Origin of the sequence: Streptococcus suis (assembly GCF_019794555.1) — a bacterium.
GTDB lineage: Bacteria > Bacillota > Bacilli > Lactobacillales > Streptococcaceae > Streptococcus > Streptococcus suis_AB.
The window spans coordinates 120,435-147,201 of record NZ_JAIMEP010000003.1 but is presented as its reverse complement, the minus strand read 5'-3'; the positions used below and the strand labels follow the sequence as shown (position 1 = coordinate 147,201).

Genomic DNA, 26,767 nt, shown 5'->3' with positions numbered 1-26,767 from the left:
ACAATTTCTAGTTTCTCAGAGACAGACTTTGGACTTCTTTTGGACATAATAAAACTCCCTTTATAGTTTCTAGTGAAAATTTTTGTTTTTTCACTGTCCACTATAAGGGGAGTATATCAACTTCCTAGAGGTTTTTGCTTTTTTTATTACCAGTTTTTAGGTAAAATAGATAAAAATCAACAAAGGAGTCAAATAATGGGACTATTTTCAGGTTTGCTTGGTAATGCTTCGCAATTAAATAATGACAAAATTGAGCAGGAATTAGAACATGTATTGTTGGACAATGAACAGGTTGATATGGCTTTCAGCTTGGTTCGTGACTTGATTGTGTTTACGGAATATCGTTTAATTTTGGTGGATAAACAAGGAGTGACTGGGAAGAAAGTATCCTATAAGTCTATTCCTTATCGCTCTATTTCTCGCTTTACAGTAGAAACATCAGGACATTTTGATTTGGATGCCGAGCTCAAAATTTGGATTTCTTCGGCTGCAGAACCTGCTGAAATTCTTCAATTTAAGAGTGATAAAAGTGTGATTGCCATTCAAAAAGCCTTAGCTACTGCTGTTTTAGGGAAATAAAGAACACTCAAAAATGTAAGTGATAACTTTTAGTTTTTGAGAATTGTGGATATTCAAAAAATTTACCAAGATAAATAGTAAAAAGCAGAGAATTGAACTCTGCTTTTTTTCATGAAAACGTATTATTTTTATTTTCAAAGTATTTACTAACGATTATTCCTAGATTGTGTTATACTAGGTAAGTTGCAAGTCTGATACTGGTTAGTTCGCTGCCAGTGGAAATAATTGTTACAAATAACGTGAGATAAGGTAGCTTCGCACTGCCTTGTAAAAGAAAGGAAATGCGTTAGGAAACTAGTTCGGGATGAGTATTCGAACCCGTGCTAAAAACTTCGTGAAAAAGATAGACTTCCTAGTGTGTGGTCACACTGCGTCAGTCTCCTATTTTCATCTTGTTTTCTTAACGCACTTGGTATTATAATTGAAATTTACCGAATTAAACTTATCCGAAGATATTTTGCTTGCCGTTGAGAAGGCTGGTTTTGAAACGCCGTCACCAATCCAGGAGCAGACCATTCCGCTTGCTCTGGAAGGAAAAGATGTGATTGGTCAAGCACAGACGGGGACAGGGAAAACTGCAGCCTTTGGTTTGCCAACTCTCAACAAAATTGACACAAACAATCAAGCAATTCAAGCCTTGATTATTGCTCCAACGCGTGAGTTGGCGGTGCAGAGTCAGGAAGAGCTTTTCAAATTTGGTCGTGAAAAGGGTGTAAAAGTTCGCTCGGTTTACGGTGGTTCTAGCATTGAAAAACAAATCAAGGCCCTTCGTTCTGGTGCTCACATTGTTGTTGGTACACCTGGTCGTCTCTTGGACTTGATCAAACGTAAAGCTCTCAAGCTTGACGGTGTTGAAACCCTTATTCTTGATGAGGCTGATGAAATGCTCAACATGGGCTTCTTGGATGATATTGAAGCCATCATCGAACGTGTGCCAGAAAGCCGTCAAACTCTTCTGTTTTCTGCAACTATGCCAGAGCCAATCAAGCGTATTGGTGTCAAATTCATGAAAGAGCCTGAGCACGTTAAGATTGCTGCCAAGGAATTGACCAACGTCAACGTGGACCAATACTATATCCGTGTCAAAGAACATGAAAAGTTTGATACGATGACACGTTTGATGGATGTTGACCAGCCAGAATTATCCATTGTTTTTGGTCGTACCAAACGCCGTGTCGATGAGTTGACCCGTGGCTTAAAATTGCGTGGGTTCCGTGCTGAAGGTATTCATGGTGATTTGGACCAGAATAAACGTCTCCGTGTCATTCGTGATTTTAAAAATGATCAGATTGATGTCCTTGTTGCGACAGACGTTGCAGCCCGTGGTTTGGATATCTCAGGTGTGACACATGTCTACAACTACGATATTCCACAGGACCCTGAAAGTTACGTGCACCGTATCGGTCGTACAGGTCGTGCTGGTCAATCCGGTCAGTCGATTACCTTTGTATCTCCAAATGAGATGGGTTACTTGGCCATCATCGAAGAGTTGACCAAGAAACGTATGAAGGGACTTAAGCCAGCAACTGCTGAGGAGGCTTTTGAAGCGAAGAAGAAAGTTGCTCTGAAAAAGATTGAGCGTGACTTCGCCGACGAGAGCATTCGTGGAAACTTTGATAAGTTTAAGAAAGACGCAGTCAAGTTGGCGGCCGAATTTACCCCTGAGGAGCTCGCACTCTACGTACTCAGTCTGACTGTACAAGACCCAGACAGCTTGCCAGAAGTGGAAATCGCACGTGAAAAACCATTGCCATTCAAGTATGCTCCTGGTCAAGCCAAGGGCAAGGGTGGACGTGGTGGTCGCGACCGTGATCGCGGTGGTCGTCGTGATGGAGACCGCAACCGAGACCGCGGAGGACGCCGTGGTGATCGTAATGACCGCAACCGTCGCGATGACAAGTTCAAGCGCGATAACCGCCGTCAAGACAACAAAAAACCACACCAACGCACATCAAGTGAAAAGAAAACAGGCTTTGTTATCCGCAATAAAGGGGAGAGATAAGTTCAAAACCGCTTCATAATTGGAGCGGTTTTTGTTATACTAGAAGTAGCAAAACAGGAGGAAATACCATGGGTGTTTTAACAATGGACAAAGCCTTTGTATTCTAAAAAACAATACAAAGGAGAAAGACATGATTACTTACAAACAAAATCCTCAACTTGATTTTCAAGCTGTCCTAGACCTCTATGCTTCTGTGGGTTGGACAGGCTATACTAGACATCCAGAAATGCTAGAGAAGGCCTTGGAACATAGTCTGCTCGTTCTTGCTGCCTTTGACGGTGACCGTCTAGTGGGTCTCTTGCGAGCAGTTGGCGACGGGTATTCAATCGTTTTTATTCAGGACATCTTGGTCCTACCAACCTATCAGCGACAAGGAATTGGGTGTCAGCTTTTGGAGCAGGCCGTTACCCACTTTCCGGGTATTTATCAGCTTCATCTCTTGACGGACAATACTGAGAAAACACGGTCTTTCTATGAGGCAATTGGCTTTACAGCCGTTGATAGCCTGGACTGTGTCGCTTACACCTATTTAAAATAATAAAACAATCTAAAAAAAAGAGGCTGGGAGACCAGCCTTTTGCTTCGAGCAAATGATTTGAATTTCAAATCAAAAAGAGTAGAATATGTTTATCAATAATTAGTAATAACGAATGATAAAGGAGAGAACCAATGGCAAATCTATTAATCGTAAAAGCCCACCCCCTTGACCCACAAAAGTCCTACGCCTTGCGAGCATTGGAGGAATTTCTAACTCGTTACGCCAGTTTGCACCCAGAAGATCAGATAGAAGTAGTGGATGTTTTTGAAGACCAGATTCCAGCCCTGGACAAATCTTTGTTAGAGGCTATGGGAGCTGCTAAAAAAGGCGAGAGTATCAGTCCTGAACAAGCAAAGCAATTGGACCGTTACAATGCCTTGACCCAGCAATTTCTTATGGCGGATAAGATTGTTGTCGTCAATCCTCTCTGGAATCTCAATGTGCCAAGTCAGTTGGTATCTTGGGTCAATACCATCAATGTAGCAGGCCTGACCTTTAAGTATGGTCCAGAAGGCTCTATCGGTTTGGTCAAGGGCAAAAAATTGTTGCACATCCAGTCCAATGGTGGTGTTTATGCAGGTCAAGATCCAGCTGCCCAGTATATCAAGTCTATCTTTGAATTTCTTGGCTTTGAAGACATCCATCAGGTCTTTATCGAAGGACAATCAGCTGATCCAAGCCAGGCTCAGGCTATTTTTGAAGAAGCTATGGGGAAAATTGATACAATTTTGGAAGTATTTTAAGATTTGGAATTTCCAAGTCTTTTTTTTTTTGGAAGATTTAGTTGACATTATAGACCAAGCGGTCTATAATTATAAATCGGAGGGAAGACCATGAGAAAAGAAGAAAAAACAAGACTTCGTAGAGAAATGATCATTGCAGCAGCCTTGGGGGAATTTGCTGCCAAGGGTTACAAGGGATTTGTCATTAATGAGCTTTGTAAGGTAGAAGGGATTTCTAAAGGAGTTTTGTATCATAATTTCTCAGGAAAGTCGGATCTCTATCTGGCATGTGTTCAGGAAAGTTTTGAAAAAGCTTTGACCTTGTTTCTGGGGGAAGATGGTCAAGTGCCCACTCTGGCTGCTTATATGGAAAGACGACACCAATTTTATCGGGACTTTCCAGAGCAGAGTCATCTATTCTTTGAAGCTATGATTGCAACACCAGAGGAGTTGGAGGAGGATATTGCGCCTCAGAAGGCAATTTTTCTAGACTTGAATGAACAGGTTTGTCAAAAATTACTATCAGAATCCAAACTGAAAGAGCATATTGATAAAAAGAAGGCCATGGCCTATCTACGCTTGATTCAGGACATGTTTCGTTCTTACTATCTAACTGTTTCGTCAGACAGCAGTTTGACAGATTTGGTATCGGGCTACGAAAATCAATTGTCACAGGTTTTGGATATGATGGTTTATGGAATCATTAAGGACTAGGTCCTTAAAAAAGGGGGAGACAGAAATGTCAAAAAATTGGAAATGGTTGTTATTGCTTGCAGGTATCTTTTCTGTATTTGCTGGTTTTCAAATGTTAGCGAATCCAGCGATTAGTCTTGCTTCAATGACCTTTTTATTCGCACTTGTATTTGCAGCTCAGGGGATTTCTGAGATTGTGAATTATTTTAAAGCAGAAGAAAAGCATGGTTGGAACTTGTTTGGCGGGATTGTAACGCTTATCTTGGCCCTAGCCTTGTTCTCTGGTAGCTTTATTGAAATGGTAACCTTTGTACCATTCATCATTTCATTCTGGGCCTTAACAAACGGTATTACTAAAACAATCGTTGGTTTTAAGGTTCGTAAGGCAGATAAATCGGTTGGGACACCCTTATTAGCTTTAGGAATTTTAGGAATTATTGCTGGTCTAGTCATGATGGCCCATCCGTTGATGACAGGATTCTTGATCAGCTACACCATTGCCTTTGTCTTTATTTATCAAGGGATTGTGGCGATTGTTCAATTCTTCAAATTGAAATAATGAAAGATGCAAAAGTGCCTCTTTCTTGTAGGTAGATTATGGTAGGAAAAAAGAAATTCACCTGACCGCCATTGGTTTGGTTTACAGTAGTGTCATTGCCTTAGTTTCGTATGGTTTTATCATGGCTGAAAAGGTTATTAGTCACTTTTTATGGGAAAGTCTGCCCCATCAGTTTCATTTTGGAACAGTCTATTCGATTCTGATCTTGCTTCTGTTAACCTGTTTGGTCATTCTTCTAAAAAATAAGTGGGGGAATTTACCCAAGACCAGTCATGATTTGCTTCATGAATTGGGACATGACGGAACGGTGTCTTATCAGAATACATGGCGTAATTTAGTTTTGGCACTGGTCATTTTGGTTTCGGGTGCTGGAGTTGGTCCTGAAGCCACCTTACTTGGGGCAGTGATTGCCTATTCCATCTGGCAGGCGGATAAGTTACGTTATCTGGAAGCCAACTGGGAGCAGGTGAGTGGACAGGGAATAGGGATGTGGATAAATTATCTCTTTCATCCTAGCTCTTACCTTTTGCCTTATCCGAACAGTCAAAAGCAGACAGGGAAACTATTACGCAACTTGTTGATTGCCAATGGTTTGTTTGTCTTTTGGCTTATGATGAGATTGACCGACCAGCCATCTTTTGTCACTAAGTTGGGAGAAACCAGCTGGTCGCTGAATGACTTACTTTTCTTTTTGCCACTTTGTCTGTATGGTTATTTTTTGGGAAAAGGCTATTCTTGGTTGAAACCATTTATTCGTGCAAGTTTAAATCGATTGAACCTTTCATTACCAATCAAGACTAGCCTTGGTGCAGTAGCAATTTTCATTGTTACAATGATTGCTCCAACTCTATTGTTTTCAGGACAACAGAGTTTACATTCAATTGTCGAATTGGGGATGGGGACTCCTGTACTCATTCTATTTATTCTATCCATAACTAAGTTGCTATTCTTAGAAGTTTGCTTATGGACTGGTTGGACTGGAGGGGACGTTTTTCCTGTAACCTTTGCAGCCTTCCTGCAAGGGTTTGCTGTGGCACAACTTTTTCCACAGGTGGACAGCTTATTTATCGTGTTGGTCGTGAGCTTGTCTATGGCCATCGCTTCTCTTGAAAAGGAATGGCTAGCAGGTATATTTATTAGTTTATTCTTTCCATTTCAGCTTTTGCCAATCTCTTTATTGATAATTGGCTTGACTATATTTGGAAGAAAGTTAATCTCTAATCAGAAACAAGAAAAAACTGGTTCCTAAGAGCCAGTTTTTTGCTTGTCCTGTTCGATTGCTAAAGAATAATGCTTGCTGACCTCAGTATAGTAGCTGACGACCAAACCAGACAGACTTCCTAAAAAGAGGATGCCATAAATAGCTAAGAGAATGCTGATAATCCGTCCAAAAGCAGTGGTGACTAGCATATCTCCATAGCCAACAGTCGTTGCTGTAACAAAGCTGTACCATAAACTATCACCGTAGCTGGTAAAATCAGGCTCCAACCAGAGTAGCAAACCAGCTGCTAGGAAGATAAAACTGAAAAAGGAAGTGAGAAAAGTGGCGAAGCCAGTCACTCTCACGATATGCCAAATGATGCGAAGGCGGTGGATTTGTTTCTTATTTTGTATCATTTTTTCTGCTTTCTGCAATATAATTTAACTTGCTCTGCCGGCTACGTTTTTTAAACAAGGCTTCGGCAGACATGGCTTCCTGCTTACTGGCAAAAGCTTCTTGATAGAGTAGTTTGACAGGCAAACGACCACGTGTATATTTAGCACCTTTTCCACAATTATGAGTAGCAAGTCTTTTTTCCACATTTGTTGTATAACCGGTATAGAGGCTGTCATCAGCACATTCTAAAACATAAAAATAGGCTTTATTTTCCATAATAAATCTCATGAATAGCAGGAGTATAGTCGCCGTCTTCCTCGTGAACAACCAGAGGTGGCAGGATATGTAATCCATCTACAGAACCATCTTTGATAGCCTCAATCAGTAACATATTCGCTTCCTTACTGGCCTTGGGATAGACAAACTGGATGCGTTTTGGAGCCAGTTTGTAGATACGTAGCTTATCTAAAATATCCAAAAATCGATCTGGTCTATGGACCATGGCCAAGCGACCATTGGATTTGAGTACTTGTTGTGCTACCTGGCAAATATTGTCAAGGTTGGTCGCAATCTCGTGTCTGGCTAAAAGGTAATGCTCGCTTTCATTGAGGTTAGAAGATTCATCTACTTTAAAGTAAGGAGGATTGCAGAGCATTAAATCAACTTTTGATCGTAAATCATAATGAGGTAAGTTTGCCAAATCGTCGTTAATCACTGTTAACTGTTCCTCTAAATCATTGAGTTCGATGGATCGCCGATTCATGTCCGCTAAGCGTTCCTGTAATTCAATCTGCACAATCTGAGCCTTTGTACGTGTGGAGGCAAAGAGGCCCACCGCCCCATTTCCGCTACAAAGGTCGACAATCAATCCTTTTTTAGCTGGCATTTTCGGAAAACGCGATAGGAGGACGCTATCAATTGAATAACTAAAAACTTCCCGATTTTGAATAATTTGAACATCTGTTGAGAAGAGCTGGTCAATCCGCTCCCCATCTTGTAATTCTATTTTATGCATATGATAATTATAGCATATTGTAAGAACAGAACTTCAGATTTTTTTCGGAGATAAAATATGGTATAATGTAAGGACTGAAAAGGAGATGACTATGTTTTACGCCTATTTACGTACCTTACTATCTTTTTTACTTTGGGCAATTAATGGAAATATCCATTATCATGATAAAGAAAAAATATTGCCACAAGAGGAGAATTATATTTTAATCGCTCCACATAAGACCTTCTGGGATCCTGTTTTTTTAGGATTTGCTGCTGCGCCAAAACAGTTTATTTTTATGGCTAAAAAAGAACTTTTCAAGGATCGCGGTTTTGGCTGGTGGATTCGCAAATGTGGAGCCTTCCCAATTGATCGTGAAAATCCTGGGATGGCAGCTATTAAATACCCTGTCAACATGTTGAAAAAAAGCAATCGTTCTTTGGTCATGTTTCCTTCTGGAAGTCGTCATTCTTCAGAACTAAAAGGTGGTGTAGCGGTCATTGCCAAGTCAGCCAAGGTTAAACTCATGCCTGCAACCTATGTGGGACCGATGAGCATCAATGGGCTCTTGGCTGGTGAGCGAATCGATGTGGCTTTTGGAAATCCTATCGATGTTTCAGACATCAAGCGCTTGGATGATGCAGGGACGGCTGAAGTAACTCATCGAATCGAAACTGAATTTAAACGTTTGAATGATTACGCAGCATCCTTCCAAACTAAGAAAAAACCAAATATATTAACTTATATTTACCGTCTCCCTATCCTTATCCTAGTAGCAATTATTTTAGGATTAACCTATGTTTTTAGTTACATAGCAAGCTTCTTTTGGAATCCATCGGTAGAATTAAAAAAATGAATTGAAAAACTCGTTTCTGCGGGTTTTTCTTTTTTATTTTCGAATAAAAGGATGGAGGTAAATTTATGGAAGAAATGTTAAACATAGTAAAGAAACATAAGTGGTTTTGTGTAATTGCAAGTATGATGACAGTAGTGGTTGTGAGTGTTCTATTGCTCAACCAGCCCCCTCAGCCTGCAGATCAAACGGGTTTGGCAGCATTTTCACAGGAGAACCAAGCAAGTAGTGTTCCAGAAGAGGTTGAAGAATCCAGTACAGAAAGCAAAACAAGAGATACTGAACAAGAAATCCAACTGGTTGTGGTAGATGTTAAAGGAGAAGTAGAGAGACCTGGACTTTACACACTTAAGCTCGAGAGTCGCGTCAATGATGCGATTGTTGCGGCTGGTGGTTTCACAGCAGAAGCAAATCAAAAATCAGTCAACTTAGCTCAAAAATTGGCAGATGAAGAGATTATTTACGTCGCACACAAGGATGAGGATATTTCGGTAATAACAGCACCAAGTTCCAGTGCTGTAGCAACTCAAACTAAAGAGGAGAGCCAATCTTCTTTGGTCAATTTAAATACTGCTACCGAGGCAGATTTACAAACCATTTCAGGTATAGGTGCAAAGAGAGCGGCGGATATTATTGCTTACCGTGAAGCCAATGGTGGTTTCAAATCGGTTGACGACCTGAATAATGTTTCAGGAATTGGTGATAAAACGATGGAAAGTATCCGACCATATGTCACGGTTGATTAGACTCCCTTGTCAGCCCATTCACTTTGCAGTTTTGGCGGTGTTAACCTACTTTGCAGTCCACTCTTTTTCCCTTTTGACAATGAGCCTGCTGAGTCTGTTACTAGCAGTCTTTGGGCTTCGGCAAGGAAAGGTGGTCTTCATCAAAACGCTACCGCTTCTAGCCTTATGTGGTCTCTTTTTCGGATGTCAGAAGATACAATGGGAGCGGACAAATCAATGGGCTCCAGAGCAAGTGACAACTGTGCAGGTTATTCCTGATACCATTGATGTCAACGGAGAGAGTCTATCTTTTCGTGGTCGGGCTGAAGGTCAAGTTTTTCAGGTTTTCTATAAACTTGCAAGTCAGGAAGAACAAACCTACTTTCAGGAGCTTACGGACTTGGTGCAGTTAGAGGTAGATGCAGAAGTTAGCCAACCAGCAGGTCAACGTAATTTCAATGGTTTTGATTATCAGGCTTATCTCAAAACCCAGGGCATCTATCGGACAGTAAAAATAAGTACCATTAACAATATTCTCCCTATTCATTCCTGGAATATCTTTGACTGGTTGTCAACCTGGCGGAGGCAGGCTCTCGTTTATATCAAATCACATTTTCCTGCTCCCATGAGCCACTACATGACTGGACTACTATTGGGAGAGTTAGATAGTGACTTTGACCAAATGAGTGACCTCTATTCTAGTTTAGGGATCATTCATCTCTTTGCCCTGTCTGGGATGCAGGTTGGTTTTTTCATTGACAAATTTCGTTGGCTTTTATTGCGTTTGGGTTTTACCAAGGAAACTGTCGATAAGCTTCAAATTCCGTTTTCTCTTGTTTATGCAGGATTGACAGGATTTTCTGTCTCAGTCGTGCGGTCCTTGGTCCAGAAAATTCTGGGTAATCTTGGGCTACGAAAATTGGATAATTTTGCAGCAACTGTCTTTGTTTGTCTCTTGCTTATGCCACGTTTTCTTCTGACAGCAGGAGGTGTGCTGACATTTACCTATGCTTTGTTATTGACAGTCTTTGATTTTGAAGAGCTAGGGCAGCTAAAGAAGATAGCAGTGGAGAGTCTGAGTATTTCTCTTGGAATTTTACCGGTCTTGATGTCCTATTTTTTTGCCTTTCAGCCCTTATCTATCCTTTTAACGTTTGTTTTTTCCTTCGTTTTTGATGTGTTGTTGTTACCTGGGCTATCTGTCATTTTTTTACTATCGCCCTTCATTAAAATTACGTGGGTCAACGGATTCTTTATCCTTATGGAAAAGATTATTGTATGGGTGGCAGAATTGGGGATTCGGCCCTGGATTTTAGGAAAACCTACGGGCCTTGTCTTTTTGCTCTTGCTGGTCTGCCTTTTCTTGCTTTATGATTTTCACAGAGAGAAGAAATGGCTCCTTGGATTGAGTCTGATCCTTGCTCTGCTATTTTTCATAACCAAACACCCGCTGGAAAATGAGGTGACGGTGGTAGACGTAGGGCAGGGGGATAGTATCTTTCTACGGGACATTCGGGGGCGGACGATTCTGATTGATGTGGGCGGACGAGTCGATTTCGCAGCCAAGGAAGCGTGGCAGGAGCGATCTCGGCAGGCAAATGCAGAGCGGACTTTGATTCCCTATCTGCATAGTCGAGGTGTGGATAGGATTGATGATTTGGTTCTGACCCATACCGAAGTGTGAGTTCTGAAATTGATACAATAACACATAACGGTTTTTAATGAAGTTTATTATTTTTTTTGAAAAAATTCGCAAATTTTACTTTTTCTTGCGAATATAATAAGTGAAAGCAAATTGCTTACTTATTAATGATGAAGAGGAAAAGTAGAATGACAACTATATTTTTAACAAAAACAAACTGCACTAATTGTGGAAAACAAAGTATATTTGAACGATTTGATAGGGTTTATGCGGTGAAGACCCCCGACATTATTTCTGCTATTTTGGACTGGGATTTCTTTAAGTTTACCTGCCATAACTGTAACCATATGGTGCTAATTGATTACCCAACAGTCGTAGTAGATGAAGAACAAAAAACAATTATTCAATATTGTGCAGACGGTAATGTTGATGTTCTTTCTATGCAAATATACTCTTTGATTTCTGAGGGTGTTGATCTCAGTGAATATAGAATTCGAGTAGTTTCGGATATAGAGTCTTTTGTTGAGAAGGTACAGATTGTTTCAGCAGGGTATGATGATAGAGCAATTGAGCTTATGAAGTTTATGAATAGTCCTCTAGAGGATGGTGATATTCAGTTTAACTATGAGCATATGGTTTTTACCAAGGTTGGACAGGGAAGCTATCAGTTTATGTTTATTGATAACCAGATTGCAGTAGCATCTCTCGACTTTTCTCAAGAACAATATGAGTACTACCTTACAGATGTTCAAGACCTAGAAACGAATACATATTACATAGATTCTAGATGGGCGGAATCATTCTGTCGTACCAGTTTGGCATAAAATTAAAAATTTATTTACAAGTATTAATGGCCTAATTTTTAGTTAGGTCATTTTTTATCTTCTAATTTAGAAAAATGTAGTTAATATATATAATTATTATGTAGATTTCTAGAAAGGAGGTAAAACCAATGGTAAGACGGAATTCTAAAACTACTCATCAACAGAAGAAAATTCGAGATGCATTTGTATCTGAGAGAACTGTTGAAATTATTCCTGCAAAGCGAGAGTTCACTGATGTTAAGACTAAGAAGTTGCGTGTTGCTGCCTATTGTCGAGTAAGTACTTTTGACGAATCTCAGTCAGGTAGTTTTGAACTTCAAAAACAAACCTATACTGAAAGAATCAATAGTAACCCTGATTGGATAATGGCTGGAATCTATGCTGACCAGGGAGCTTCAGGAACATCAATCAAACGACGCGAACAATTCCAACAGATGCTTCATGATTGTAGAAGTGGTAAGATTGACTTGATAATCGTTAAAAGTGTAAGTAGGTTTGCTCGCAATCAGCTAGATTTTATTAGCATTTACCGAGAGTTGAAGGCGCTGTCCCCACCTGTTGGAATATACATCGAAGATATAAATTTGAATACACTTGATACGAATAGTGAATTCATTCTTGGTATTATGGCCATAGTAGCTCAAGGTGAGAGTGAGCAAAAAAGTGCTTCAATTACATGGTCTGTAATTGAACGCTTTAAAAGAGGGATACCAATGATTCCTACCCATAACCTTCTGGGGTATACGAAAGACCAGTATGGTCGAGTAGTGATAGATGAGACAGAAGCAAAAATTGTTCGCCTAATATATGATTCGTACATTGAAGGTATGACTGCAAGTGAGATTGCTTCAACTTTAATGACCAATCATATACCAACAGTTACTGGTTTGGAGCGTTGGACAAGTTTAGCTGTCTATAATATTCTCAGGAACGAGAAATATAAAGGCGAAATCATCATGCAGAAGACATTTACTGTTGATTGTTTTAGTCATAAAACTCGGAAAAATAATGGTGAAAAGCCAAAATATCGATTAAAAAATGGAATTCCCTCTATCATACCAGAATCAAGATGGGATTTAGTACAAGAATTACTCAAGCAACCTAGAAGAAAATCGAAATCTACTTCTGAGATATTTGTACCTAAACTCTATATCAAGAAACTAAAATCTGGTAAGTTGAGGGATTTTGTTGTACTTGATCCTAGTTGGAAGTCGGAAGACATTCACGAAGTTTTTAAATAAGAAAGAGGTAAATTATGCGTTTTAAAGATTTTAATCTTGAAGTTGTTAATGTTGAACGTTACTCATCAGATTATAGTATGACGGTGAACAAGAACTTTGTTACTTTTAGTAAAGGAATTGTCCAAGCTTTAGAATATCCAGCACATGTATTGGTTGCCTTTAATAAGGATACAAAGGTAATGGGTATACAAGTTTGTCGTGCAAAAACTAGGGGAGCATTTTCTTTTTCAAAACCTGTTGGGGAGCAAAAAGGTATTGTTCAGGTAGGTCATAAAAATTTAAAAGAAACACTCTTAACAATCATGAGTGAATGGAAATCTGATAAGCGTTATAGGGTAGAGGGGATTCACATTCCTGAAGATAAGGCATTTATTTTTGAATTGAAGGATTTTGAGGAACTATCTGACTTTCGTAAAAACGACAATAAATATTAAGGAACGAAGATAAAATTTATTGGTGGGAGTACAACTATTGTATTCCTACCATTTTCATATTCTTTAAGTCCATATACACAAGGGGGTTAAAAAATTTGATAATTGTTTATGATGTTTTGTATTGTAATAGTAGAGGTCTATTTTTGATTTGCAGCTAAAGTATCTAATAGTAAACGCCCAATAATGTAAAGTGGAAGGCGTGAATGTACTTCTACATCTGGGAAGTATGTTAACTCTGTTTTAAATCCAAAAAGCTTTATCTGAGTATAATTTGATAGGCTACCTGAGGGGTTAGCACTCAGGAGTATAGTTGTGGTATCGTTCTTTTGACAAATTTTTGCAGCATCTTGTAATTCAATCGTTTCTCCATTTAAGGATACAAATACCACACAATCATTTGCATCCAATCTGGTACTTACAGTACGGATAATGTTTGGGTCTGTATGAAGTTCTGTATAATACCCTAGTAAGAGAAATTTTGTTTGCATCTCAGTAGCAAGTAATTCAGAAAATCCTCTGGCAAAAATAGTAATTTTCTTTGCACTTTGTAGTTTTGAGATTGCCATTTCTAATGTTTCTAGGTCAAGTTCATTAAGAGTTTTTGTAACTTCTTGATAACTCTTTAATACGGAAACTTTGATTTCGTCGGTAATTTTTTTATCTTTGAGGATGGATAAGCTATCCTGTTTTCTGTTTCTTACATCGTGCTTAAAATCAGAAAATCCAGTATAACCTTTTTTTTGTAGTGTTCTAGTAATAGTAGCAGTTGAAACATTTAATAATTCACTAGCTTCCGAAATGCTAAGAGTAGAGATCTCTTTAAATTTATTATTAAGATGTGTCCAAGTGTGTTTTTCAGTTTCAGTCAAATGTTTATTAATCGCCATTATTATTCCTTATGCTTTATGAATTTTTTATCTCAAAGAGGGAAGAGCATTTTTCATCTAATCATCATTAAAGAAACTGCAACACAAAAAATTAGATGAAGTTGTTTTCTTAATACTGATAATTTATGCTCATTAATTTATATGATTTTCAGTTTACCTTTATTGAATTTTGGGATGTCCTGTAGAGTAAATTGTTACAAAATCATTAGAATATTAGAAAACACTTACATTTTAAAAATGTTATTATTATTATAACAAAAAAGAATGAAAGGAGAATAAGGTGTGGGTATCTATACTTTAACAATGAATCCGGCTATTGATATGTTTATCAAAACAAACCAGCTAAAAAATAACATCGTTAATCGAACTTTATACGATGAACTGCAACCAAACGGAAAAGGTGTTAATGTCTCGTTAATTCTAAAGATGCTAGATATTCCAAATACAGCTTTTGGGTTTAGTGCAGGTTTTACGGGACAGTTCATCAAGGATGAGTTAGTTGCTAAAGGGATTACCGAAGAGTTTATTGACGTTGAAGGAATAACTAGAATTAATGTGTTCACACAGGTTCTAGAAACATCAGAGGAATATAAATTGGTAAATAAAGGCCCAGAAGTTTCTCCTTCTGCTCAAGATGCTCTATTAGAAAAAATTCGATTGCTCGGTTTAAATGATTATTTAGTTATTTCAGGAAGTCTTCCTAGAGGAATTGATTCCAGTTATTTAGTTAAGATAGCTGAGATAACAAATGAAAATAACGTATCTTTAATTTTAGATATTAGTGATCCAGTTATTCTCACTTGCCTAAAGTATAAGCCATATCTGATTAAGCCAAATGATGAAGAAATTGCACAATGGTTCGAAGTGCAAGATATATCAGAAGATGACATTTTAGAATATGGGAAATCGCTTCAAGACTTAGGTGCAAGAAATGTACTGATTTCTTTAGGTAGTAAGGGAGCAGTAATGTTTACGGATAGTGGAGAAATATTTACTTGCAACGCTCCGAAAGGAGAAGTGGTAAATACTGCTTGTGCGGGGGATACTACTCTTGGTACTTTTTTAGGATCAAAAATATTGGGTCTATCAACTGAGAAGTCCTTAATCAAAGCAGTTGCTGCAGGCTCTTCGACGGCATTTAGAAGTGGACTAACGGATTTTTCAGATGTCGATGAATTAAGTAAACAAATATTACTAAAAAAAATGGAGGTAAAGTAGATGGCTACTTATAAATTGATTGCAGCTACTGGTTGTCCAACTGGTATTGCACATACATTCATGGCTCAAGAAGCACTTGAGCAAGCGGCTAAAGAGCGTAACGTTTCTATCAAAGTAGAAACTCATGGTCAAATTGGTATTGAGAACGAGTTGACAGCTGAAGAAATTGCTGCAGCCGATGCGGTTATTATTGCAGCTGACAAGGATGTAAACGCAGAACGCTTTGCAGGGAAACGTGTCATTGAGACTTCAGTTGGGGAAGGTATTAAAAATGCTTCTAAATTGATTGATGATGCTCTATCTGGTAAAGGTGTTGTAAAAGCAGGTGAAGCTATTAAGCAAGAATCTTCATCAGCAGGAAATGAGAGTTTTGGACGTCAAATCTATAAACATCTAATGAACGGTGTATCTCACATGCTTCCATTTGTAGTTGCAGGAGGAGTTTTGATTGCCATTTCATTCCTATTTGGTATTTTTTCATTTGACCCAAATAGTGAACAATATAATCCTTTTGCTGCTATGTTGAAAAATGACATTGGTGGTGTAGCAATGGGTATGATGGTTCCTGTTTTATCAGCTTATATTGCCGAATCTATTGCTAAGCGTCCTGGATTTGTATCAGGTCTTGTCGCTGGTTTGATGGCCGCAAATGGAGGTTCAGGATTCTTAGGTGGTATCGTTGGTGGTTTCGCTGCTGGCTATATTGTTTTGGCTCTAATGAAACTATTTAAGGGATTGCCAAAATCACTAGATGGTTTGAAAGCTATTTTCCTATATCCATTGTTCGGTGTATTTGTTACTGGATTATTTATGGTGGCAGTGAACTCTCCAATGACATGGGTAAATGAATCTATGATGGCTTGGCTCGCAGGATTTGAAAATGCCAATCCTATAATTCTTGGAATTATTATTGGTTGCATGTCTGCTTTTGATATGGGTGGTCCAGTAAATAAAGCAGCGTATGTAACAGGTACAGCCCTTTTAGCACAAGGAAATACTAGCTTTATGGCAGGTGTTTCTGCAGCATGTATTGTCCCACCATTGACAACTTTTGTTGCTACAACAGTATTCCGTAAATATTACTCTGATGAAGATTGCAATGCAGGTCTTGCAAATTTAATCTTAGGTTCTACACATATTACTGAAGGTGCTATCCCATTCGCTGCAAAAGATCCACTCCGTAATCTACCAACATTGATGCTTGGGTCATCAATTGGTGCAGTGTTAACTTATCTTTGGGGTGTAAAAGTCCCTGCTCCACACGGTGGATTCTTAGTCCTTCCTGTAGTAACAAATGCTGGACTTTGGGTGTTAGCAATTGCAATTGGAGCTATTATTTCAGGATTACTTCTAGGATTTATTCAAAAAACTAAAATTGAAAAGGTATAAGAGGTACATTAATGATAGATAAGAAATTAGTACTAGTTGATGTGTCTGCTTCATCAAAGGAGAGTGTGTTTGATTGTTTATCACAACTGGTTTTTGAACATGGATATGCAACAGACATTGCCTTAGTTAAAGAAGCACTTCTTGCAAGGGAAGATGAAGGTACTACCGGAATGATGGATGGTTTTGCCATTCCACATGCTAAATCTTCTGCAATCACAAAACCTGGCGTAGCTGTTTTGAAATTAGCTAATGGTGTTGAATGGCAGTCAATGGATGGTCAACCTATCACTTCAGTTATTGCACTATTTATTCCGGAAACGGAAGCAGGTACCACTCACTTAAAATTTTTATCAAAAATTGCTCGTTTACTCATGAAGACTGAGTTCAAAACATCTTTTACAAATGCTAATTGTGTAGAGGAAATTGTTGAGCTATTGGAGAAACACTTAGTGTAATCATCTTTATCTCCTGACGTATAGAGTAGATGTCAGGAGATTTCTTTATTTAGAAAGGAATAAAAATGGTAAAAAATCTATCTAAGTTAATGACAAAGAATGGTATTATATCAGCTCTTGCTTTTGACCAACGTGGTGCTTTGAAAAAAATGATGGCAAAACATCAGGCAGAAGAACCTACTGTGGAGCAGATGGAAGAGCTAAAAACGCTAGTTTCTGAAGAACTAACACAGTTTTCTTCTTCTATTCTTTTAGATCCTGAATTTGGCTTACCAGCTTCACGCACCCGCGATGAACAATGTGGTTTACTTTTGGCCTATGAAAAAACTGGCTATGACACCAGCTCTACCAGTCGTTTGCCAGATTGCCTAGTAGAATGGTCTGTAAAACGACTAAAAGAAGAGGGGGCAGATGCCATTAAGTTTCTACTCTACTATGACGTTGACGGTGATCCATACGTTAATCTTCAAAAACATGCTTATATTGAACGCTTAGGTTCAGAATGTCAGGCAGAAGGTTTGCCATTCTTCTTGGAGATTTTGAGCTATGATGAAACAATTGAAGACAATGCTAGTGTTGAGTTTGCTAAAGTTAAACCTAGAAAAGTAAATGAAGCCATGAAAGTCTTTTCGGACGAACGTTTTGGAGTAGATGTTCTCAAGGTAGAAGTACCTGTGAACATGAATTTTGTAGAAGGATTTGGAACAGGGGAAGTCGTTTATACAAAAGAAGAAGCAGCCGAATATTTCCGTCAACAAGAAGCATCAACTCATTTACCTTATATTTATCTAAGTGCAGGTGTTTCAGCTAAACTCTTCCAAGATACTCTAGTGTTTGCTCATGAAGCAGGTGCTAAATTTAACGGTGTTCTCTGTGGTCGTGCAACATGGGCAGGTGTTGTGCCAGTCTATATTGAACAAGGAGAAGAAGCTGCACGTGAATGGTTACGAACTGTTGGTCGTAAAAATATTGAGAGCTTAGATAGAGTATTATCTCTTACTGCTAGTTCTTGTGAGGAAGGATAGATAGAACTATTCTAAGGGCAGTTTCTGAGTACTTTAAAATAACTTTAATTCATGTTATAAGAAAATAGGAGCATATTTATGAACTCCTATTTTTGTGCTAAGTAAGTTGTTGTTTTCTTATATGAATAGCGGTAGATTAGTGGATTTTCATCTATGGTACTTACCTCAAAAATGAAAAAATGATCACGATTATCTCTAGCCTTTTCCTTATTTAGGACAAAGTAATTCTTATGAGAAGTCGCCATTGTTTTGAGGATATCATCAGTCAGGAAGGTCAATGGAATATTCATGTTGGAGTAGCGGTAGAAGTCACGTTCAAAATCTTGGTAGCTCTCACTGTAATAGTCCATTTGCAGGTGATTACGCTGAAATTCAAGCTGATTCATAGGAGACCTCCTCTTCAAGTTCAATACTAATTATGTCTTTCAATTTCAAATTGATGTGACCTGTTGTAGTTTTTATCAAAATGAAATCTTTGGTCAGACTTGGTATTGTCCCAGTGTAGGAAACTCGCATGTTTTTTTCAACGACATAAATGCGCGTGTGAAGTTGCCCAGCATACACCTGACTTAGGAGTAATAATTTCTTCTCTAGTGATAAATCAGACATGTACGTTACTTTGTTTGCATCGTCAGTGAGTGCTGATGTATGCTCAGATAGGAAAAATCCCATCCATTTTTGCATCTTTGTATCTTGGTACTCTCTTGCTGATTGAAATGGTAAGTATGAACGGTCAATCATTTTAATCCCTCCAATCCACCAGCGGAATGACCGCCGATAAGTTTACTACGTTCAATATTTCTGGAACCTTCGGTTAGGACGGTTCCTTTTTGTATGGCTAAAAAGCCAAACTGTTCTCTGACAACATCAATAGCTGTCTGAAGTCTATTATCTTTTTCAATTTGTTCTACATCATCAAAGAGTGATAGTAGAGTATAGCTTTCATCTACGAAGCCACTATAAGATACACCAATTTGTCTCACTGCACCAGAGGTGTATTTCTTTCGGAATAATTCAAGTACATGGCTTACCATTGTTTTTGGGAGATTTGCGGGGTCAATTTTTTTCTGAGTATTTATAGATTTTTTCATTTCAGTTCTAGAATAGCCAATATGGATTGAAACAACAGTTGCTTTTTTATGTGCCGAGCGAAGACGGTTAGCAACCTGATCAGCCATTTCAGCTAATACGATTTCAATTTCTCTTTGGGTTCTGTAATCTCTAGGAAGTACTTGTGAGTTACCCAATCCTCGTGATTTTGGTTTATAGGGTTCATGGACGTTGCTCTCGTCAACTCCATTGGCGTGAAACCAAAGTTGAACACCGACTTTACCGAATTCTTTTTTGAGAATATCAGGATTGAAATTGGCTAATTCTTTGATTGAATGAATACCAAGTTTTTGTAAATGAATCTCGGTTTTACTACCGATTCCCCAAAAGTCTGTTAATTTTGGAATGGCCCATACCTTGGTTTCTACATCTTCGTATGACCAGTTAGCTCTCATTGTAGCAGTTTTCTTTGCTTCATTATCTAGAGCTAGTTTAGCTAGAAGAGGATTGGAATTACTCATTCCAACAGTTGAGATAATACCTGTTTTACTGTAAATATCTCTCTGAATCATAGCCGAAACATTATCTAACTTATCTTTCCTTGACATTGACTTATCAGAAATAAAGTAAGAAAGTGAGCTAGTAAGGTCAATAAAGCCTTCATCGATTGAATAGGGGAGAATGTCATCTGGAGCAGCATAGTCTTGAAAGATATGCTGAATCTCTAGATTCTTCTCAATATATCTGTCCATTCGAGGAGGAACGATGAGTGTACGTTTTGCCCAGTGTTCAATAAACGATTTATACTTTGGTGTTACCTCAATTCCCTGTTTCCATGCATTTTGATAGCTGAATTTTCGAGTGTTGATATCAAATGGCAAGTCGTAGGAACGACCTACATTTGCTTTACCGAAGACTTTCTTAAACATAGGAGAAGAAGCGAGAATCAATCCTGCCGAGTTGTCTGCACGGCTCATGACGCACAGTGATGTGTAGAGAGGATGCAAACCTCTATCCACACATTCTACTGAAGCGTAGAAGGACTTCATATCGAGGAAGGCTATGTCACTTTCAGGTTCTATAGAATAGTCGATATAGCCCATAGGATTATCTCCTTTTAAGTTTTTCAAGCTCTTCGATAAGTTCTCCGATATAGTCAGTAATGTCGTATTCGAATTTGTCAGGGCTGAAGAAAATACGTTCGTCTTTGATGTAAATCATTTCTTTAACATTCATTGGTATTGTCATCCTCCTCGGTCATAGCAATTAAAATAGAATCTTCTATCAAAAAAGCGTAAGGATAGATTTTTGCATCCTCATTTTGAGGAATAAGAATTTCATCGAATCCTTCGTTCTCTAGTCGCTCTTCAAAGTTATCCATATTGAAAATTTCAACTTTACAATCAGGGTTGTAACCATATGTTCCTAGTTCTAAAATATCTTTTAATTTCATAACTAAACTCCCTCAACAGGCATAAAGTGACCTACAACTAGACCAACAATTCTTGGTTCATCCTCAAAAGGGATGAACTTCTCTGGATAGTCCTTATTCAAGGAGACCATTCGGAAACCATCTTCAACTTTGTACAGTTTTTTTATGTAAGTTTGGTCATTCCAAACCAAGGCATAGACTGCTCCATCGTAGTCAAAACCAGTTTCACGAATAAGGGCTACTTCGCCATCTAAGTATTTAGGAGACATAGAAGTTCCTTTGATCCAAGTGGCAAAGTCGTAACCATATTGTTCCTCATCAGAGTAAACAGTACGAGTCTCGTATTCGTCCGCAAAACTTTGTCCAGGACCAGCAGATAACGAAATATCGTCCAACACCTCGATAGGAAAAAGCTGAACGACCTTACGCTCAACCTCACGCTGAGTTTGAAGTAAGTCCTCCATATATTCCTCGGCTAGAACTTTGTTGAAGTCGTTGAGCTGTAGGAAGTTGTTGACAATGTTGTACTCAGATTCGAAGTAAGTCACAGGAACATCAAGGATAGCAGCGAGAGCAATGAGATTTTTTTGATTGGGTTTAGCTCTACCAGATTCCCAGCTATTGTATGATGAACGATTAATTTCGAGTATGTTTGCGATTTCGACCTGAGATAAGTTTTGATTCACTCTTCTTTGTTTGAGACGTAATCCAGAAAACATGGTATAATACTCCTAAGTTGTTTTATAAAACAACTAAATTATAACAAATTTTATTTTTTGTATCAATAATTTTACTAGGGACAAATAAAGTTGATAATTCTTTAAATATAAGTTAAGATACACTAAGGTATAGAAAGGGTAGTTAAAAGAGATGAAAAATGCAGTTAGTTTATTTTCTTCTTCTGGTATCGGTGATTTAGGTTTACATGCAAATGGTATTAATACTGTTGTAGCGTGCGAGCTTTTAAGTGAGAGAGCAGAATTGTTCCAAGCCAATAATCCTGGTGCAAAAGTGTTTAATGGAGATATTTGGGAACTAGAAGATGATATAGTTGATTATTATCGTAAAAATTTCGAAGAGAGTCCTTTTATTATTTTGGCCACCCCTCCCTGTCAGGGAATGTCTTCTAATGGTATGGGGAAAATGTTGAACGATTATAGGAAAGGATTGAGGCCTAAATATGATGAAAGAAATCGTTTAATTATTCCTGCTATCCATATTATTAAGAAATTACTGCCGGAGTGGATTATTTTTGAAAATGTTTCAAACATGGTAAATACCCTTATTTATGATGAAAATGATAATCTAATAAATATTATTGATTATATTCATCAGGAACTAGGAGATGACTATGTGGGTGAGCCTCAAGTAATTAATGTGGCTGATTATGGTGTCCCTCAGAATAGAGTAAGATTATTGACAGTTTTTTCCAGGACAGTAAAAGGAAGCAAATATTTTACTTCAAATAAGACTTTTTTACCAGAACCAACACATTCTAGAGAAGGAGACCTTTTAACAAGTAAATGGCTTACTCTAAGAGATATAATCTGGGAATTACCTTCTCTAAGAGCAGAAAAGGGGAAAAATATATCTAAAGAGAACCCACTTCATAAGGTTCCAATCTTAGATGAGAAGAAATTATTTTGGTTAGATAATACACCAGAAGGTAAAACAGCTTTCAACAATCAGTGTATTAATCCTGAATGCTTATATCAAGAAAATAACTTACATGGTTCGAAGCATAATACTGAAGGAATAAATAAGGCAAGAACTGATACACCATTATATTGTCAGAAATGTGGAGAACTTCTACCAAGACCATATGTAGAAGATAAAAAAAGTGGTGAGAAGAGGCTGATGAAAGGCTTTGTTAGTGCCTATAAGAGGATGTATTGGGATGAGCCAGCAAGTACAATTACTCAAAATTTCCAATATGTGTCTTCTGATAATAAAGTTCATCCTACACAAACACGAGTATTATCATTATGGGAAGCAATGAAACTACAGACTATTTCAGATTATGACTATGCTTTTGAAGTAGATAATAAACCAGTAAAGGATGGCTTGATTCGGGATTCGATTGGAGAAAGTGTCCCCCCTCACATTATTGATATTATTGTGAAAAATATACTTAAAATTGAGAATTAATAACAATGTAAAAAGGGCTATATAAGCCCTTTTTGATTTCTAGAAAACTATTCATCAATTATTTGGAGATGTTATAACCAATCCATTTTTTTGCCGCAAGTTTTTCTATGTATTTCTCATCGTCAATGACAGCAATCCAACTGGTGCACATTTTCTTAACTCCTACGGAATTCATAATAGAGACACTAGTTGTTCTACCACCATTAGTTTTAGGTTGTACAATTTTACCCCAATCGTCTTGAGAAAGCTGATTACTATAAAAAACAGCTATAATAGTAGGGACCTCATTGATAAAATCCCATAAAATTCCAATTAAATTATTAGTATCTCTATGATGAGCTTTCCAATCGAATGAGTTGAGTAAATCAATTCGTTGTTCCCCGATTAGTGGTTTAGGAATTTTTTTAGCTGATGGAGTAGAACCACAAGTTGCTTTGACTTCAACGCCGCCAAATTTATAGGGGCTGAATAACGATTTTTCACGCGGATATTTTTTCCCATCTGATTCGGTATATAGGGAGCGGAAGTAATCTAATTTATCTGGACTGTTAGTTAATAGTAAGTCAGGGTAGCCGTCTTGATGAAGATTTGAATGTAGATTTTGATCAGAGAATTTTTGAAGACTCTTCCCAAAATATTCACCAACGACACCGCTGAGATTTCTCATCCCCATAACTTCAAAAATATTTATTTCAAATTCCCTTGTCTGTGCATCAAGAGAAATAAGTGCCTCGTTAGCGAATTCGACTGCAGATAGTAATTGTTCATTAGAAATAATCTGTTCATCATTTATTGTTACTTGGTTATCGTTATTTAAAATATATCTAGTCATATTTATGCTCCAGGATATCTAGTGTATGGGTTGACTGTATTATCTAAATACAGTAATGTCATATTATTAAAGCTATTTGCAGAAATTACTGCAGTTTTACCTGAGTCCCCTTCAGTATTGCTTATATTGAAGGAATTCTCATTTAAGAAGCCATATTTTATCTCCCAAATTGTAATCGAACCTTTGCTATCTAATATATAACGGAAAGTAAGATAATTTCCTTTTTTAGGGAGATGACCTTTGGGATAATTTTTTTTGTAAAGCAACTTTGATTTCTATATTCTGTTCTTTGTCTGATTTATTAATTAAATCAGGATATGTATGTGGTCCATTTTGATAGTATTTTCCCTTACTGTTAATGGCGAACCCAGCTCCTAAGATATTACCTACAATAGATGATAAATTTGCTTTTTCAACTAATGTAGATAATCTGTCAGAGTTAGAGCTTACTAATGTATTATCAATCGTATCTAGAATTTGGTATAAGTGATCAACTGATTTGATTAATGTATTATGATCAAAGGGCAAACCTTTGAAATTCTCTAACTTTAAATAAGTATGATTTATTTGCTTCATATTTAGTTCCTTCCTATATGATTACAAAATAATTATATCATTTTCTTTATTTTGACACACCTAAAAATATAGACATTGTTCTATAAGAAAAACGTCAATCTGAAATCAATATGTTGTCTTTTTTTCTAATTTCGACCACAAGATATTGATGTAAGTAGTTTGTGAATTATTGATTTTTTTGCTTTATCTGATATAATATCATCGAGGAAATCAAAGAAAATAGCATCAAAAATTTAACTATAGAAAGATAAGTGGTGAGCCATTGGACTTTAAGCACTATTTGAATAACAATCCCCGCGTTACTGGATTCATTAATAGTTGGATTCGTGAATACCTTGACGCACTCCATGATGTTCCGTTTTTCATCAATGACATTGACATTTCAATTTATCAAGTCAAGTTTTGTACTATCTACTGGACTGATCGTGAGAGTTTTATATCTGAGTGCAGTACGGTAGTTAAGTATAAGGTCTTGAGTGAGGGTTTGACTTATACAACACGAATTTCATTCTGGTTAGATGGTTACTTTGTTGTAGACGACTTACAGGTCACGAACTTTAGAACATCAGCACCAGAAGGACTTGCAAACCACTTTACACAACGACTTGATTTAATTCCCTACATGAATCGTGGAGAGTACGAACTTGCTGCGAGTCATATTTTGTCCAAGTACTATCCTGAATTTTCAATGACTATTGACAATGTTAGTACAATTGATGTAATGTTACTAGCTCAGCGAATGGGATTGAATGTGGTGTTTCTGAACATATCGGAGGTAAATGAGCAGCAGCGTGCTATGGTCAAATTTGATAGTGAACCTGTCAAAGCTTTTGAACCAGAAACAGGAGAAATTTTCGATTATTTCCCCGAAATCGGAGACTTAATAGTCGACGCCAAGTTACTTGACCCTAACCGAGTTGGAGAGTTGAATAATTCCATCTTGCATGAATGTGTGCATTGGGAGTATCACTGGCAACATTTTGCTTTCAAACGAATGCTCTCAAACCATTATGGAAGTCCAAAACTGATACCTCTTAATCTTGTTAACGATAATCCTGAGTACTCCATGGAATGTCAAGCTAAGGGAATTGCACCAAGAATTCTCATGCCGAAAAACTCAGTTGAGAAGATGGTTATTAGTACCATGGGAGAATTCAGTTATCTTGGTTTTAGTAATGTGACTGAGTTATCACTTCTGGCCAAAGCCGTTGATAAGGTCGCTATTGCGTATCATGCTTCTAGGCAGTCCGCCAAGATACGATTAGAAGAACTCGGTTTCTCAAATAATAGTAGCGCATATGACTATATCGATGGCTCCTATGTTCCTAGTCATATCACTTCGACAAGTGGAGAAATTTATCTACACCAGACTTTTACAATTGGTTTTTCGGAACTGATCAATTTAGCTAGTACTAATAAAGAGCTAAGCGAATTATTGCTCTCTGGTGAATATGTCTATGCAGACAAATTTATCTGTCTTAACGATTCTCGCTATGTTGAAGTTGGACCGTTCGGACATTTGGTATTAACTGAAGAAGCGCTGAATGATGTGAGCAAATGCTGCTTAGCATTTAGTTATGAATACCTAAACTTTAATGCTGGCTTATCAACTCAGTATGAGTACACACTCTTCAAGTTATCGGATGCTGATTACGGTCGCATTCTGAATGGTTTCAATCAAAATGCTGAGGTACTAGATGTTAGGGAAGAGGCAGTCGCACTTGATAATTTCAATGTTTATATTAAGGAAATCATTACTGAGAATGCTGGAATCGTTGATTATTTGTATGATGTCCGCCTTTCTTTTGAAGAAGTAGTTAGTAAAATTATTGACTATCGAGGGTATGATAATCAAGAATTTATGGCTCAAACCAATCTTCATCGGAACTTCTTAGGTAAACTTCGTCAATTCAAAGGTACCTCATATGAGGAAATGACACTCTTGAAACTTTTTGTAGGGTTGAAAATTCCGACAATCTATCTTGAAAAATTCTTTGCTATTGCTGGTAGAACCATTAACCCAACCGACCAAAAAATGCAGTATATCACTCAACTTCTATCTGTATACCACGGAATCGATATTGATAAGTTTGAGAAACTCGTAAAACAAATTCCAGCGTAGAAAATAAATTTGCACCTAGGCTAGGTGCATTGGTAGAGCAGAAATGCTCTTTTTTTGTACTCAATTTTTGAAAATTGTTGATATTACAGTAATCCCTGTGCACCTAGGCTAGTACACAGGGATTTTCGTTTTAAGGTACACTAGAGTTACAAATAATTGAGTAATAACTCTTTATAAATTTTTACTAGCTTTTCTGTCACTGATCATGACCGTTAACCATAAGAATCGCT

31 protein-coding genes are annotated in these 26,767 nt (G+C 37.6%); 19 read left to right on the top strand and 12 right to left on the bottom strand.

From position 1 onward, the window contains the following. The first annotated feature begins 195 nt into the window (after positions 1–195). The 7 genes from K6V48_RS02465 (at position 196) to K6V48_RS02435 (ending at position 6,342) form a co-directional block, all read left to right on the top strand. Positions 196–579: a PH domain-containing protein gene (locus K6V48_RS02465; RefSeq protein WP_105127442.1), complete on the top strand. Its 384-nt coding sequence runs from the start codon at positions 196–198 to the stop codon at positions 577–579. 421 nt (positions 580–1,000) lie between these two features. After that, complete coding sequence (gene cshA, locus K6V48_RS02460; RefSeq protein ID WP_105127441.1) at positions 1,001–2,581, top strand: degradosome RNA helicase CshA; 1,581 nt, start codon at positions 1,001–1,003, stop codon at positions 2,579–2,581. 130 nt (positions 2,582–2,711) lie between these two features. After that, positions 2,712–3,119, top strand: a complete 408-nt coding sequence (locus K6V48_RS02455; RefSeq protein WP_222367723.1) for a GNAT family N-acetyltransferase — start codon at positions 2,712–2,714, stop codon at positions 3,117–3,119. A gap of 131 nt (positions 3,120–3,250) precedes the next feature. Further along, positions 3,251–3,862 (top strand): FMN-dependent NADH-azoreductase, encoded by a 612-nt coding sequence (locus K6V48_RS02450; RefSeq protein WP_222367721.1) that lies wholly within the window; start codon positions 3,251–3,253, stop codon positions 3,860–3,862. Between the two features lie 90 nt (positions 3,863–3,952). After that, positions 3,953–4,555: a TetR/AcrR family transcriptional regulator gene (locus K6V48_RS02445; protein ID WP_222367719.1), complete on the top strand. Its 603-nt coding sequence runs from the start codon at positions 3,953–3,955 to the stop codon at positions 4,553–4,555. A 25-nt stretch (positions 4,556–4,580) separates the two neighbouring features. Continuing rightward, positions 4,581–5,093, top strand: coding sequence for an HdeD family acid-resistance protein (locus K6V48_RS02440; protein WP_172039326.1), 513 nt, complete (start codon positions 4,581–4,583; stop codon positions 5,091–5,093). Positions 5,094–5,214: 121 nt separating this feature from the next. Beyond that, complete coding sequence (locus K6V48_RS02435) at positions 5,215–6,342, top strand: chloride channel protein (RefSeq protein ID WP_222367717.1); 1,128 nt, start codon at positions 5,215–5,217, stop codon at positions 6,340–6,342. Here K6V48_RS02435 and K6V48_RS02430 read toward each other — a convergent pair. Genes K6V48_RS02430 through K6V48_RS02420 form a run of 3 tightly spaced genes read right to left on the bottom strand, consistent with a single transcriptional unit; the run spans position 6,339 to position 7,705 of the window. Beyond that, on the bottom strand, positions 6,339–6,707 hold the full coding sequence (locus K6V48_RS02430; RefSeq protein WP_222367739.1) for a potassium channel family protein: 369 nt from the start codon (positions 6,705–6,707) through the stop codon (positions 6,339–6,341). The two genes, K6V48_RS02435 and K6V48_RS02430, sit on opposite strands and share 4 nt — an antisense overlap. Further along, the gene (locus tag K6V48_RS02425) at positions 6,697–6,966 is read right to left on the bottom strand and encodes a GIY-YIG nuclease family protein (RefSeq protein WP_222367713.1); all 270 of its coding nucleotides are present in this window, start codon (positions 6,964–6,966) and stop codon (positions 6,697–6,699) included. The genes K6V48_RS02430 and K6V48_RS02425 overlap by 11 nt, the downstream gene beginning before the upstream one ends. Next, positions 6,956–7,705, bottom strand: a complete 750-nt coding sequence (locus K6V48_RS02420; RefSeq protein ID WP_222367711.1) for a tRNA1(Val) (adenine(37)-N6)-methyltransferase — start codon at positions 7,703–7,705, stop codon at positions 6,956–6,958. Before K6V48_RS02420 ends, K6V48_RS02425 begins: the two co-directional genes overlap by 11 nt. Before the next feature lie 91 nt (positions 7,706–7,796). Here K6V48_RS02420 and K6V48_RS02415 point away from each other — a divergent pair, with 91 nt between their 5' ends. From K6V48_RS02415 to K6V48_RS02390, 6 genes are all read left to right on the top strand, one after another. After that, positions 7,797–8,540 carry a lysophospholipid acyltransferase family protein gene (locus tag K6V48_RS02415; RefSeq protein ID WP_172036418.1) on the top strand — a complete coding sequence of 248 codons (744 nt, stop codon included), beginning with the start codon at positions 7,797–7,799 and terminating at the stop codon, positions 8,538–8,540. 65 nt (positions 8,541–8,605) lie between these two features. Next, on the top strand, positions 8,606–9,283 hold the full coding sequence (locus K6V48_RS02410; protein WP_222367708.1) for a helix-hairpin-helix domain-containing protein: 678 nt from the start codon (positions 8,606–8,608) through the stop codon (positions 9,281–9,283). Next, complete coding sequence (locus tag K6V48_RS02405) at positions 9,267–10,946, top strand: ComEC/Rec2 family competence protein (RefSeq protein ID WP_261311023.1); 1,680 nt, start codon at positions 9,267–9,269, stop codon at positions 10,944–10,946. Before K6V48_RS02410 ends, K6V48_RS02405 begins: the two co-directional genes overlap by 17 nt. A gap of 146 nt (positions 10,947–11,092) precedes the next feature. Further along, positions 11,093–11,728, top strand: coding sequence for a CpXC domain-containing protein (locus tag K6V48_RS02400; RefSeq protein ID WP_261311022.1), 636 nt, complete (start codon positions 11,093–11,095; stop codon positions 11,726–11,728). A 128-nt stretch (positions 11,729–11,856) separates the two neighbouring features. Further along, a complete protein-coding gene (locus tag K6V48_RS02395; RefSeq protein WP_222367702.1) occupies positions 11,857–12,969 on the top strand; it encodes a recombinase family protein in 1,113 nt (370 codons plus the stop codon). A 14-nt stretch (positions 12,970–12,983) separates the two neighbouring features. Further along, entirely contained in the window at positions 12,984–13,403 is a 420-nt protein-coding gene (locus tag K6V48_RS02390; RefSeq protein WP_172015131.1) for a hypothetical protein, read from the top strand. Between the two features lie 137 nt (positions 13,404–13,540). Here K6V48_RS02390 and K6V48_RS02385 read toward each other — a convergent pair whose 3' ends face one another. Beyond that, entirely contained in the window at positions 13,541–14,290 is a 750-nt protein-coding gene (locus K6V48_RS02385) for a MurR/RpiR family transcriptional regulator (protein WP_222367699.1), read from the bottom strand. Between the two features lie 282 nt (positions 14,291–14,572). Here K6V48_RS02385 and pfkB point away from each other — a divergent pair, with 282 nt between their 5' ends. The 4 genes from pfkB to lacD all read left to right on the top strand — a co-directional run bounded on the left by pfkB (position 14,573) and on the right by lacD (position 18,377). Continuing rightward, complete coding sequence (pfkB, locus tag K6V48_RS02380) at positions 14,573–15,508, top strand: 1-phosphofructokinase (RefSeq protein WP_222367697.1); 936 nt, start codon at positions 14,573–14,575, stop codon at positions 15,506–15,508. Beyond that, on the top strand, positions 15,509–16,897 hold the full coding sequence (locus tag K6V48_RS02375; protein WP_044688802.1) for a PTS fructose transporter subunit IIC: 1,389 nt from the start codon (positions 15,509–15,511) through the stop codon (positions 16,895–16,897). A gap of 11 nt (positions 16,898–16,908) precedes the next feature. Beyond that, positions 16,909–17,352 (top strand): fructose PTS transporter subunit IIA, encoded by a 444-nt coding sequence (locus K6V48_RS02370; protein WP_044688801.1) that lies wholly within the window; start codon positions 16,909–16,911, stop codon positions 17,350–17,352. Between the two features lie 65 nt (positions 17,353–17,417). Next, entirely contained in the window at positions 17,418–18,377 is a 960-nt protein-coding gene (gene lacD / locus K6V48_RS02365; protein ID WP_044688799.1) for a tagatose-bisphosphate aldolase, read from the top strand. 86 nt (positions 18,378–18,463) lie between these two features. Here lacD and K6V48_RS02360 read toward each other — a convergent pair whose 3' ends face one another. The 6 genes from K6V48_RS02360 to K6V48_RS02340 are packed head-to-tail and all read right to left on the bottom strand — an operon-like array spanning position 18,464 to position 21,578. Continuing rightward, positions 18,464–18,763: a DUF5960 family protein gene (locus tag K6V48_RS02360; RefSeq protein WP_044688798.1), complete on the bottom strand. Its 300-nt coding sequence runs from the start codon at positions 18,761–18,763 to the stop codon at positions 18,464–18,466. Continuing rightward, positions 18,750–19,118 (bottom strand): hypothetical protein, encoded by a 369-nt coding sequence (locus K6V48_RS02355; RefSeq protein ID WP_172059687.1) that lies wholly within the window; start codon positions 19,116–19,118, stop codon positions 18,750–18,752. Before K6V48_RS02355 ends, K6V48_RS02360 begins: the two co-directional genes overlap by 14 nt. After that, positions 19,115–20,530 (bottom strand): Y-family DNA polymerase, encoded by a 1,416-nt coding sequence (locus tag K6V48_RS02350; protein ID WP_222367695.1) that lies wholly within the window; start codon positions 20,528–20,530, stop codon positions 19,115–19,117. The genes K6V48_RS02355 and K6V48_RS02350 overlap by 4 nt, the downstream gene beginning before the upstream one ends. A gap of 4 nt (positions 20,531–20,534) precedes the next feature. Beyond that, positions 20,535–20,663 (bottom strand): hypothetical protein, encoded by a 129-nt coding sequence (locus K6V48_RS11760; RefSeq protein WP_260429854.1) that lies wholly within the window; start codon positions 20,661–20,663, stop codon positions 20,535–20,537. After that, positions 20,653–20,880 (bottom strand): hypothetical protein, encoded by a 228-nt coding sequence (locus tag K6V48_RS02345; RefSeq protein ID WP_125065791.1) that lies wholly within the window; start codon positions 20,878–20,880, stop codon positions 20,653–20,655. Before K6V48_RS02345 ends, K6V48_RS11760 begins: the two co-directional genes overlap by 11 nt. Positions 20,881–20,882: 2 nt before the next feature. Then, positions 20,883–21,578, bottom strand: coding sequence for a helix-turn-helix domain-containing protein (locus tag K6V48_RS02340; RefSeq protein WP_222367693.1), 696 nt, complete (start codon positions 21,576–21,578; stop codon positions 20,883–20,885). 151 nt (positions 21,579–21,729) lie between these two features. On the opposite strand from K6V48_RS02340, the gene K6V48_RS02335 reads away from it, so the two are divergent. Continuing rightward, positions 21,730–23,007 carry a DNA cytosine methyltransferase gene (locus tag K6V48_RS02335; RefSeq protein WP_222367690.1) on the top strand — a complete coding sequence of 426 codons (1,278 nt, stop codon included), beginning with the start codon at positions 21,730–21,732 and terminating at the stop codon, positions 23,005–23,007. A 58-nt stretch (positions 23,008–23,065) separates the two neighbouring features. Here K6V48_RS02335 and K6V48_RS02330 read toward each other — a convergent pair whose 3' ends face one another. Continuing rightward, the gene (locus K6V48_RS02330) at positions 23,066–23,839 is read right to left on the bottom strand and encodes a hypothetical protein (protein WP_261311021.1); all 774 of its coding nucleotides are present in this window, start codon (positions 23,837–23,839) and stop codon (positions 23,066–23,068) included. 225 nt (positions 23,840–24,064) lie between these two features. After that, positions 24,065–24,415 carry a hypothetical protein gene (locus K6V48_RS02325; protein ID WP_222367686.1) on the bottom strand — a complete coding sequence of 117 codons (351 nt, stop codon included), beginning with the start codon at positions 24,413–24,415 and terminating at the stop codon, positions 24,065–24,067. A 262-nt stretch (positions 24,416–24,677) separates the two neighbouring features. On the opposite strand from K6V48_RS02325, the gene K6V48_RS02320 reads away from it, so the two are divergent. Further along, positions 24,678–26,537, top strand: a complete 1,860-nt coding sequence (locus tag K6V48_RS02320) for a hypothetical protein (RefSeq protein WP_222367684.1) — start codon at positions 24,678–24,680, stop codon at positions 26,535–26,537. Positions 26,538–26,767 lie beyond the last annotated feature (230 nt).

Bases quoted from the DNA above. Each gene is read 5' to 3' on its own strand.
- K6V48_RS02355 (WP_172059687.1), bottom strand. From the start codon at position 19,118: ATGATTGACCGTTCATACTTACCATTTCAATCAGCAAGAGAGTACCAA.
- K6V48_RS02330 (WP_261311021.1), bottom strand. From the start codon at position 23,839: ATGACTAGATATATTTTAAATAACGATAACCAAGTAACAATAAATGAT.
- K6V48_RS02390 (WP_172015131.1), top strand. From the start codon at position 12,984: ATGCGTTTTAAAGATTTTAATCTTGAAGTTGTTAATGTTGAACGTTAC.
- K6V48_RS02385 (WP_222367699.1), bottom strand. From the start codon at position 14,290: ATGGCGATTAATAAACATTTGACTGAAACTGAAAAACACACTTGGACA.
- K6V48_RS02405 (WP_261311023.1), top strand. From the start codon at position 9,267: ATGTCACGGTTGATTAGACTCCCTTGTCAGCCCATTCACTTTGCAGTT.
- K6V48_RS02465 (WP_105127442.1), top strand. From the start codon at position 196: ATGGGACTATTTTCAGGTTTGCTTGGTAATGCTTCGCAATTAAATAAT.
- K6V48_RS02340 (WP_222367693.1), bottom strand. From the start codon at position 21,578: ATGTTTTCTGGATTACGTCTCAAACAAAGAAGAGTGAATCAAAACTTA.
- K6V48_RS02370 (WP_044688801.1), top strand. From the start codon at position 16,909: ATGATAGATAAGAAATTAGTACTAGTTGATGTGTCTGCTTCATCAAAG.
- K6V48_RS02325 (WP_222367686.1), bottom strand. From the start codon at position 24,415: ATGAAGCAAATAAATCATACTTATTTAAAGTTAGAGAATTTCAAAGGT.
- K6V48_RS02440 (WP_172039326.1), top strand. From the start codon at position 4,581: ATGTCAAAAAATTGGAAATGGTTGTTATTGCTTGCAGGTATCTTTTCT.
- K6V48_RS02455 (WP_222367723.1), top strand. From the start codon at position 2,712: ATGATTACTTACAAACAAAATCCTCAACTTGATTTTCAAGCTGTCCTA.
- lacD (WP_044688799.1), top strand. From the start codon at position 17,418: ATGGTAAAAAATCTATCTAAGTTAATGACAAAGAATGGTATTATATCA.
- K6V48_RS02435 (WP_222367717.1), top strand. From the start codon at position 5,215: ATGGCTGAAAAGGTTATTAGTCACTTTTTATGGGAAAGTCTGCCCCAT.
- K6V48_RS02420 (WP_222367711.1), bottom strand. From the start codon at position 7,705: ATGCATAAAATAGAATTACAAGATGGGGAGCGGATTGACCAGCTCTTC.
- K6V48_RS02450 (WP_222367721.1), top strand. From the start codon at position 3,251: ATGGCAAATCTATTAATCGTAAAAGCCCACCCCCTTGACCCACAAAAG.
- K6V48_RS02415 (WP_172036418.1), top strand. From the start codon at position 7,797: ATGTTTTACGCCTATTTACGTACCTTACTATCTTTTTTACTTTGGGCA.
- K6V48_RS02445 (WP_222367719.1), top strand. From the start codon at position 3,953: ATGAGAAAAGAAGAAAAAACAAGACTTCGTAGAGAAATGATCATTGCA.
- K6V48_RS02395 (WP_222367702.1), top strand. From the start codon at position 11,857: ATGGTAAGACGGAATTCTAAAACTACTCATCAACAGAAGAAAATTCGA.
- K6V48_RS11760 (WP_260429854.1), bottom strand. From the start codon at position 20,663: ATGAATGTTAAAGAAATGATTTACATCAAAGACGAACGTATTTTCTTC.
- K6V48_RS02400 (WP_261311022.1), top strand. From the start codon at position 11,093: ATGACAACTATATTTTTAACAAAAACAAACTGCACTAATTGTGGAAAA.
- K6V48_RS02425 (WP_222367713.1), bottom strand. From the start codon at position 6,966: ATGGAAAATAAAGCCTATTTTTATGTTTTAGAATGTGCTGATGACAGC.
- K6V48_RS02345 (WP_125065791.1), bottom strand. From the start codon at position 20,880: ATGAAATTAAAAGATATTTTAGAACTAGGAACATATGGTTACAACCCT.
- K6V48_RS02410 (WP_222367708.1), top strand. From the start codon at position 8,606: ATGGAAGAAATGTTAAACATAGTAAAGAAACATAAGTGGTTTTGTGTA.
- K6V48_RS02360 (WP_044688798.1), bottom strand. From the start codon at position 18,763: ATGAATCAGCTTGAATTTCAGCGTAATCACCTGCAAATGGACTATTAC.
- K6V48_RS02335 (WP_222367690.1), top strand. From the start codon at position 21,730: ATGAAAAATGCAGTTAGTTTATTTTCTTCTTCTGGTATCGGTGATTTA.
- K6V48_RS02375 (WP_044688802.1), top strand. From the start codon at position 15,509: ATGGCTACTTATAAATTGATTGCAGCTACTGGTTGTCCAACTGGTATT.
- K6V48_RS02350 (WP_222367695.1), bottom strand. From the start codon at position 20,530: ATGGGCTATATCGACTATTCTATAGAACCTGAAAGTGACATAGCCTTC.